The following is an 8,339-nucleotide window of genomic DNA, read 5'->3' as shown; positions in this document are numbered from 1 at the left end:
GCAAAAGAGGTGCAGGGTGGGTGCAGGGTGGGTGCAGACCAGGTGCAAAACGGGTATAGAGCTGGTGTAAAGAGAGGCGGAAAGGGTGCAAAAAAAGCCATCGATCTACGATCCAGGGGCGGCGTTAACCAATCCAGAAACCAGGGCCGTGTTTATTGCGGATGCTTTAGCGACCGGCCATGCCGCTCATATTGTGGCCTCCATAGGTGTGGCTATCAGCGCATTTGGGGCGGCCAAAATGGCGAGTCTGACCGGGATCACCGTGGCAGATCTGGAGCAGCTCTTTGGTACCCATGGCGATCCGGACCTTTATCGCTTGATGAAAGTGCTACACGTGCTGGGGGTCAGTTTATCCGTGACTGCAAGAACGCAGTGACGCGTCACGTGACGGCACAAAACCATGCGCGACCCTTATATTGAGCTACACTGTGGCCCAATATAGGAGGACTACCCATGTCCACAAATGCTGTCGTTCGTGCTCGTATCGATGAGCACATCAAAGAAGAAGCCGCTGCAGTACTTGCGACAATGGGCTTAACGGTTAGCGATGCTTTCCGCATGATGATGACCCGTATAGCGCAGGAAAAGGCGCTGCCATTCGAGCCGTTGGTGCCCAACGCCAAAACCGTTGCCGCGATGAAAGAAGCCCGGCGCGGAAAGCTGCAAAAGTTCGCCACCATTGATGATCTGATGGCGGATTTGCATGCGGACGATTGAGAGAACCAGTCAGTTCAAGCGAGATTTTAAGCGAGAGGCCAAGGGGCCGCATCGAGCTGACTTGGAGCCGGGCGGCCTGTTCATCAAGATTGTCACTGCCCTGATGAATGACAAACCGCTGCCGGAAAAACATCGGGATCATGCTCTGACTGGTAACTGGAAAGACCATCGGGATTGCCATATCAAACCGGATTGGCTGCTGATCTACTGCAAGCCCGACGATGAGCGCTTGCAGCTTGTGCGACTCGGATCACACAGCGAGCTGAGCCTATGACCAGCCAGGCTAAAGAGTGTGACGCGTCATATGACGGTAGAGCACCATGCGTCACACCATAGATGAAGCCGCGTCACTGATCGGCAGAACGCGCCGGTCCATATACCGGGCAATGACCGAAGGCCGTATATCATATGGCTTAGAGTCCGATGGACGTCGCTATATCGACACCGCGGAGTTACTGCGTGTGTACGGTGCTTTCGAGCCAGCGTCACAGAGCGTCACAGTGGAAATGTCACACGGCGTCACAGTGACTGGCGACCTCGGGGAGATCATCGCCAGGGCGGTGGCAAAGGCCGTCGCTGAAGCGGTGGAGCCATTGCGGCAAGAGATCGAGAAGCTACGCCTTGATAATGCTGAGCAACGCCTTATTGAGCACAACCCTGAGCCTCAACCTGAAAAAGCGCCAACCCCGGGAAAGCCAAAATTACCCGGGCCTGCCAAGTCTTTTTCCGATCTACTGGCCGGACTGGCCGATTAGTCTCGACGGTGACGATCTAAACCCAGTCCGACCCACGTACATCAATCCAGTCATTCAGCCAGTGCCAAGGTGATCTGGTTGAGTCTGGCATGTGCTGCTTCCCAGCTCTCACCAGGACGAGCGCGTTTGGCAACCTCAGCGTCTGTCAGCTTGCCAAGCTTTTGCTTCACCGGCACGGATGTTGGTTCTGGTTTGATGGCAAAGATCAGATGGGTGACGGTGCGTCCGGTCTTGCGCTGTGTGTAGCTCACACGAATATCGCTGTATTCGTTGATTTGTGCCACGGCTGTATCTAGGACTCGCTTTTTAAAGTCCTTAATTGCCTTGTATTCGTTGGTAAGGCCGAGACTTTCGCGCAGATTAGCGAGTGCCAACTCGCGTTTTCCGATTGTGAGGTACTGCACCAGTAGCTCGTAGAGCCGTACAGCGTGAACGCTCGACATGCCACTGATTTTCTCCAAACGGTATGACGTGAACTCGGACTCGAGACGTGTGATGTAGGGGATCACCCGAGGGGCGAACGTCAACTGAATTCGGCCTGTTCCGTCGATGTAAGCCTTGTCGCTGATCCATCGGGTTGTGACAGTACGGTCCTTACCGGTGTCCGGATCGGTGTCATAGATCGTCACCGAGCGGTCGAACAGGTCGCCCATCGCTTCTTTAAGTTGTCCGTAAACCTTGGTTTCGTTGGTCCCGAATGCCTGAGCGAAATCGCTCGCTGCAATCGTGACTGGCTTATCTGGCGAAAGGCCCAGCTGTTCGTCGCGACTACGACTGATGGCAAACAGGATGATTTGTTGTTCGACCAGGTTGAGCCGGTAGCTAGCTTCGACAAGCCGGTTAGATTTGACAACAACTTCGCTTTTCTCAGCCATCAGTAGTCCTCGTGGGGAGATCCACCATAGCATAAAAAGGACTATTTAATACAAGTCCCTTAATACCGCAAATCTGTCCCTTTATGACCGCAAATCTGTCCCTTTATGACCGCAAATCTGTCCCTTTATGACCGCAAATCTGTCCCTTTATGGAGGCTGTATGCCACGTAATACGTGGCATACAGCCCGACTAAAAGCTTTTAAAAGCATTAAAAGCATTAAAAGCATTAGTCCGAGTTACCCACAGCCATTTTTCCCTCACATAACGAACAAGGAATGAATAAGCGCCGAGCTTGCGGATTTCATGACTATTCGGACACTTTAAGGCAGGCAGCGACGCAGGATTTATCACTATCACTGACCTCTTTTCTCGAAGCAAAGAGATCTTCGTGGCGCGTATATGACAACAAATCCCTCCCTTTATGAACACTACAGGCCACATAACATAAGGCGTCTAGACGACCTCAAAGGTTTAAAAAGGGAAAAGTAAAAAGCGCGGCTCTGCCGGGGCACCCCTACGGGGTTCCCCCACTTCGTGGCTCCCCCTCCGGTAATAATGCCCAGCCTGCCGGCTGGAAACTTTGTTTATGCGCTCCAAGGAGCGCTGTGACGCCTCTGCTAGCAAGGATCATCCAAACGCCTGCTGCGGGCTCACAGACGACAAAGGCGAGTAATCAGGGGATAACAGCGAGCCGGATTTCAGTGTCGTCCTGATAAAGTGATGTTGCTATTAATCTTGTCTGTGCAAGCATTCGCTCTGGATCTGATTCCAGGGAGTGGGGCCCCCCTCAGGGGGTCGAGCTGGGTGAGCGCGTAGCGCGAATGCTCTGGGATTCTGTCTTTTTGTACCTTTGCCTTTTTGTACTTCCTATGGGTCTTCTATTGCCTGAGCAATAGCCGAAGCAATAGAACGACCAATAGAACGCCACATAGATAATCAAAGACAAAAGCAGAGCAACAGCACGCCATCCCTACGGTCTGTCGTGGCCGCCCTACGGGACGCCCAAACCTTCCGGGGGAGCGCCCCGTCAGGCTTTCAGGGTTCTGACTCGCTGCGCGAGCCTCCACCCTCTTTCCTCCCCCGCCCCCTGGACGGGCTTGTCTCGAAAATTCACCCGCGTGCGCGCCCGGCAAAGCCGGACCATCCTGCATTCTGCTATTGCGCGACGTCTCGTTGCGGTCCGTTATCCCTTTCTCGACTGCTTCATCGCGAATCCAGGATGGTCCGGTTTCACCTGACGCGCACGCAAGCGGTGCGGCCGGATGCTGCGCACCCTGGTATCGCCCTGAACGGGGTGCATAGAGGAAACGGGAAAAATCGTACGATAAGCCCTGTGACCCGCAAAGTTCGGGCATGACTCTGTCAGAGTGTTTGCACTTGCTCGGTTTGCCTTTCGTTTCTTGACTACAATCGTGGGAGCTGAAGGATCAGCTCCCCTCAACAAAAGCCCCGTCATGACTGACGGGGCTTTTGTTTTCAGTCCACATCGTTGAGCAGAGAACGACTAGATCATGGTGAGATGATGCCGGTAGGTATTCGCTCCATGTTCAGTCTTTCGCATTCAGCATCTGCTTCTATCTGTGTCGGGTAGGTGAACTGCAATCGCTGCTTATCTTGATTGTCATAAATATCAAACCCGCCAGGAACTGTAGTGGAGTGAAAGCGAGTTCCATTGCGAACCGATCCTGTTTCGATGGGGATCGCAGGAACAACAACAAATCTCTGGATCATCGTCGCGTCCTTGTGCTGAGTGAACCTTAACTAATAGCGGCATCCCGCCACTTCTTCAAGTTTTGATAAACCCAATGACAACCAAGCAACGTGAAGCCGTGGCCTGTCAGGTTGAGGTCATAGAGGTTTGTAGGGAAACGTCAGGAAAAGCCGAAATAGCCCCTACCTTGACGTACCTCCGTCATCCGATCTGACGCCAGGTTGAGGCGTACCCCATTCGGACACCGACTGCACAACGTAAGAGCTTGCAGGCTGCCAGCAGGGCTTATCGTACGATTTGTTCCGTTTTCTCTATGCCCCCCTGAACGGGCTGCACCAGGGCAGAACGGAAAAATTTGGCCTGGGGGCCATTTTCCCTCACCCCCCCTCGTGGGCTCGGGTGGCGTCTGTCCAGCTGTTTCCGCCGTCTTCGCCGGCGGTTTATCAGAGCGGCTAAGGCCGCTCTGGAAGCAGCTTTCAGCTGCCCCAAGTCTGCTCCGCTATCATACGATTTTCGCCTGGTAGCAAACTCATGCAGCGTTTAGCCAAACCCTCGGACTACGTCCGGCAAGACGTTCTCGGTCAATCGACCTACGTGCTTCCCTGGGAACCGCGGTTGTGTCCGGGAAATCCTACGGATGATCCTGAGTTGGGCGCTCAGCTCTACAACGATTTTGCTTGTGCAGCCGCCTTGGGCGTTACACAGCGGTCGGCAGCCGAGCAGCTAGCCGACATCATCGGTTGGACAATTATCACGCCTGGAGAGGCTGCCCGTGGTTTGGCGGCTGACCTCGCTGCTACGTACCAGGGCAAGCATCAGTTTCGAATGGAGGATCTGCAGCATTGGGACGAGGAAACCAAGCCGCATCGAGCGCACCTGGTTTTTCACACTGAGGAATTACGTGCGTTATCGGCGAGAACAGTCATGGCTTTGCGTATTCGTGCTGAAACCGTTCAGATACCGGATTAGGGTGTTGGCAGTTGCTAAGCCGGTGTCTGAACGGTCGTTTTTGGCTGGTTAATTACTCTCCGTACCATATGATGGTCATACCCCTATTTTTGCTCTGCCCATAATGTTTGGTTAAGGGACGGGCTTTAGCCCGTTCCAGAGCGAAGCGAGCGACTTGAACCACTTGTTAGGTGGCGCTTACTGCCCAGTCAAATCCCATTCTTTTATTATGAGCTCAGCCACAGAATGGAAAACTTGCAACTTATGCCTTGCGTCTTCAATGCCGATTGTCATGTCGTTAAGATAGCTATTGAACTGATCCCAGTCGATGCTAGATTGAGTGTCACTCTGCTCTCGATCGGTGAACTTGGACAGCAGTTGTGAGCGCAGGCTTTCGTATGTAACGTCAAATTGCTCATTGGCCCATAGGCCATGCATGTAGTCGCTCTCCGCCATGTTAATGACCTGCCAGGAGGCAGCGTGGGCTGTACTGGAGTCTTTGATAAAGCCAGACAAGCCTTCCTTCACGACTTTGGCAATTTCATCTGTATCCATGCTAGAGAAGTCGAGACCACTTTTGACTGTTACAAGGGTCTCTCCTTGCTTTAGTTTTATATTGCTAAAAATGCATTGGTCAATGACAACCTTAAAACGCTCTCTGTCTATGTTGATGAGGCACTCCATTGCCCCTGCTCCAGATTGGTGTTCGCTGCCGTGCGTTCGTAAGTATGCCTCTAGAACAGAGTATGGGACTTGGACGATTCCCGTTTCGCTCTGTCGAGCTACAGCGATTAGTAGTCGTGGCACATCAACTTTTTGTTGGCCAAATAATTTGTCAAGCAATCCCATTTCATCACCTTTCTGAATTTTGGCTGACGGTAAAACCGGTGCGCCACCTAACGTTTGGTTAAGGGGCGGGCTTTAGCCCGTCCCAGAGAGCGCAGCGAACGATTTTAACCACTTGTTAGGCCCGTGCCATAGCGCGCCCTGCCGATGTAAGCACATAAAATTTTCCTCGGGTTGTAAAGATCCCTACATTTGTTAGAGATTTACAAATTACTTCCTCATTGAGGGTTTTCGGGAAATATTTGGTAGTCAGCATAAATTTTCGATTTTTATTAAAAAATAAAAAATCCTTATCATTCATGGATAATGGATTTATATGATTACTGGATTTAATTTTTATCCATGCCAGCATTGTTTTTCGCTTATCCCACAGGAACCATATGGCAGTTATTCCCCCGAGGAGCGTGGCGATGTTCAGCGCGGTCAAATACATTGTGATTTTTCAATTTTGATATTGAATAATAGTTTTCCGTTGGCGTCGGTAATTTTTTGTATAATTCCCACAGATGAGTAACCAGTAAATAATCTCTCTCGTTCCTGAAGGCTTTCGCAAAAAATATTTCTTACTTGCTCACGTGTGCTTTCTTCTGCTGCTTTGATTTCGATGGGGCTTGCTGTAGCCGGAGCGTTGAGTCGATAGTTTTCAAGAACAAACATTGATCTATCTTCATCTATTATTGACTTATTAATTAAATACATTTCTTCGTTTATTTTTATTGGGTAGTGGTAATTTATGTTGTTTACGGCGAACTCATTTACAAACCATTTCAATTTTTCATTGTGTGTCGATTGTAAATCTTTGGTGTTTTCCGTTGCAATTTGTTTTCCGCTAAAGTTTCCGATAACTTTGGCTGCTATTATAACTAGCATGATTGCTAAAACTGATGCGATAGTTTTCACAGTGTACTCCAGCACCTAAATATTAATTATGCAACATTACTGACGCATTTGCAGAATGTCCACGGTCTGGTTTCGGCGCCGATCTACCCGGTGCGCCAAGCCTCAGCTGTCGCTTCACTCCTAAGTTATGCGACACACGCGCATCGTCAGGTTCTGAGGGCTTTCGTCTGTCGCATAAGTCAGTCGCAGGTGCTAGATTACCTGCAACGACTAATGCGACAGGTGTCCCCATGGAAAATGCAGGACAGCAGATTGGCTACGCTCGGGTTTCGACGCAAGGTCAGGAGCTGGAGCAGCAACGGATCGCTTTAGGGCAAAACGGTTGTCAGCGGATTTTTGAAGAGAAGGTCAGTGGGGCCAAGCAAGACCGCCCCGAACTTAGTCGGCTGCTCGATCACCTTCGCCCTGGTGATGTACTGACTGTGACGCGGTTGGATCGCTTGGCCAGGTCAACCACCGACCTGCTCCACATTGCAGAACGACTCAAAACCTTAGGTGCAGGTCTGCGTTCGCTTGCTGAGCCTTGGGCCGATACGACGTCTCCAGCTGGGCGTATGGTGTTAACGATCTTCGCCGGCATTGCTGACTTTGAGCGATCCCTCATTGGTGAGCGCACCAGTGCTGGCCGTGCTGCTGCCAAAGCTAAAGGCGTTCGATTCGGCCCAAAACCTGTTTTAACCCCAGAACAGATCGCCCATGCACGACAGCTGATCGACGGGGGGCAATCGGTTTCCGAAGTTGCACGGCTCCTAGGCGTTCATCGAGCCACGCTATACCGCGCACTGCCTCAATAGGTAGAACGGGAGAGACAGGATGAACAGCACGGATTCGGTACCGCGATTTATTGAGCCGGGCGACGACCAGGACGAGTGCCTGGCGCTGCCGCTCTACGTCACCCGCCAAGTCGATGACGAGACCCGGCGCGCTCAGGAGGCGCGCAAGCGGCTGTTGGCGGCTGCTGTACTGCAGTAGCAGAGGACCGACGCCTTAAACAACGGCTGAGCGTATGCAAAACAACCCCAAAAGAACGGTAGAAAAAGGCACGAGAACGGAAAAAGAACAGCAGGCGCAACGGATTAAGTCGGCTGAATAGGCGGGCAAGATAGGTGAAGTAGGCCTACCGGCCCACTTCACAGCTTGTCCATTCGCCTGCGGCTCAATGGAAAGTTTCGCGGGCGCGAAATGGTTACTTGGCCATTTGGGCACCAGTTGTATAACAAGTGCTATACAAAATTCTCCAGGTTTTGTGGGCTAAATCATTTGTTTTGTATCACAACTGTATAGCGTCAAAGAATTATTAGTTTTTAATAAATTTTTGAAAAATAAAGGTTTTTTCCATCGCCTGAGGTGCGTGATGTGTATTGAGATTTTGACCCTGTTAAGGGGGAAAATCTGGCTCTTCAAAGGGCGTAAAAATCATTCAGGTCGAAGACCGTGGCCAGTCGATGGCAGGTAAGGTGCAAAAGAGGTGCAGGGTGGGTGCAGGGTGGGTGCAGACCAGGTGCAAAACGGGTATAGAGCTGGTGTAAAGAGAGGCGGAAAGGGTGCAAAAAAAGCCATCGATCTACGATCCAGGGGCGGCGTTA

At 51.4% G+C, this 8,339-nt stretch carries 11 protein-coding genes; 7 read left to right on the top strand and 4 right to left on the bottom strand.

Features of this window, described 5'->3' with window-relative positions; translation table 11 throughout:
* Positions 1-85 precede the first annotated feature (85 nt).
* The 4 genes from EQV97_RS28755 to EQV97_RS28740 all read left to right on the top strand — a co-directional run bounded on the left by EQV97_RS28755 (position 86) and on the right by EQV97_RS28740 (position 1,472).
* Positions 86-376, top strand: coding sequence for a hypothetical protein (locus EQV97_RS28755; protein ID WP_024265238.1), 291 nt, complete (start codon positions 86-88; stop codon positions 374-376).
* Between the two features lie 77 nt (positions 377-453).
* The gene (locus EQV97_RS28750) at positions 454-717 is read left to right on the top strand and encodes a type II toxin-antitoxin system RelB/DinJ family antitoxin (RefSeq protein WP_024265237.1); all 264 of its coding nucleotides are present in this window, start codon (positions 454-456) and stop codon (positions 715-717) included.
* Positions 704-991, top strand: a complete 288-nt coding sequence (locus tag EQV97_RS28745; RefSeq protein WP_024265236.1) for a type II toxin-antitoxin system YafQ family toxin — start codon at positions 704-706, stop codon at positions 989-991. Before EQV97_RS28750 ends, EQV97_RS28745 begins: the two co-directional genes overlap by 14 nt.
* Before the next feature lie 46 nt (positions 992-1,037).
* Positions 1,038-1,472: a hypothetical protein gene (locus EQV97_RS28740; protein ID WP_024265235.1), complete on the top strand. Its 435-nt coding sequence runs from the start codon at positions 1,038-1,040 to the stop codon at positions 1,470-1,472.
* A gap of 50 nt (positions 1,473-1,522) precedes the next feature.
* Here EQV97_RS28740 and repM read toward each other — a convergent pair whose 3' ends face one another.
* Complete coding sequence (gene repM / locus EQV97_RS28735; protein WP_024265234.1) at positions 1,523-2,347, bottom strand: replication initiation protein RepM; 825 nt, start codon at positions 2,345-2,347, stop codon at positions 1,523-1,525.
* Between the two features lie 1,510 nt (positions 2,348-3,857).
* The gene (locus EQV97_RS28730) at positions 3,858-4,079 is read right to left on the bottom strand and encodes a hypothetical protein (RefSeq protein ID WP_240890566.1); all 222 of its coding nucleotides are present in this window, start codon (positions 4,077-4,079) and stop codon (positions 3,858-3,860) included.
* A gap of 511 nt (positions 4,080-4,590) precedes the next feature.
* Between EQV97_RS28730 and EQV97_RS28725 the strand changes: the two genes are divergently transcribed.
* Entirely contained in the window at positions 4,591-5,028 is a 438-nt protein-coding gene (locus EQV97_RS28725; protein WP_153338379.1) for a hypothetical protein, read from the top strand.
* 177 nt (positions 5,029-5,205) lie between these two features.
* Here EQV97_RS28725 and EQV97_RS28720 read toward each other — a convergent pair whose 3' ends face one another.
* Both EQV97_RS28720 and EQV97_RS28715 read right to left on the bottom strand, forming a co-directional pair.
* Positions 5,206-5,856 (bottom strand): hypothetical protein, encoded by a 651-nt coding sequence (locus EQV97_RS28720; protein ID WP_153338378.1) that lies wholly within the window; start codon positions 5,854-5,856, stop codon positions 5,206-5,208.
* 420 nt (positions 5,857-6,276) lie between these two features.
* A complete protein-coding gene (locus EQV97_RS28715; RefSeq protein WP_153338377.1) occupies positions 6,277-6,753 on the bottom strand; it encodes a hypothetical protein in 477 nt (158 codons plus the stop codon).
* Between the two features lie 230 nt (positions 6,754-6,983).
* Between EQV97_RS28715 and EQV97_RS28710 the strand changes: the two genes are divergently transcribed.
* On the top strand, positions 6,984-7,547 hold the full coding sequence (locus EQV97_RS28710; protein ID WP_024265240.1) for a recombinase family protein: 564 nt from the start codon (positions 6,984-6,986) through the stop codon (positions 7,545-7,547).
* Positions 7,548-7,566: 19 nt separating this feature from the next.
* Positions 7,567-7,725, top strand: a complete 159-nt coding sequence (locus tag EQV97_RS28705) for a hypothetical protein (protein ID WP_024265239.1) — start codon at positions 7,567-7,569, stop codon at positions 7,723-7,725.
* The last annotated feature ends 614 nt before the right edge of the window (positions 7,726-8,339 follow it).

Source organism: Pseudomonas sp. TMW22090 (genome assembly GCF_022496665.1).
GTDB classification, from domain to species: domain Bacteria; phylum Pseudomonadota; class Gammaproteobacteria; order Pseudomonadales; family Pseudomonadaceae; genus Aquipseudomonas; species Aquipseudomonas gregormendelii.
The sequence above is the reverse complement of the archived record's forward strand: the minus strand, read 5'-3'. Positions and strand labels throughout refer to the sequence as shown.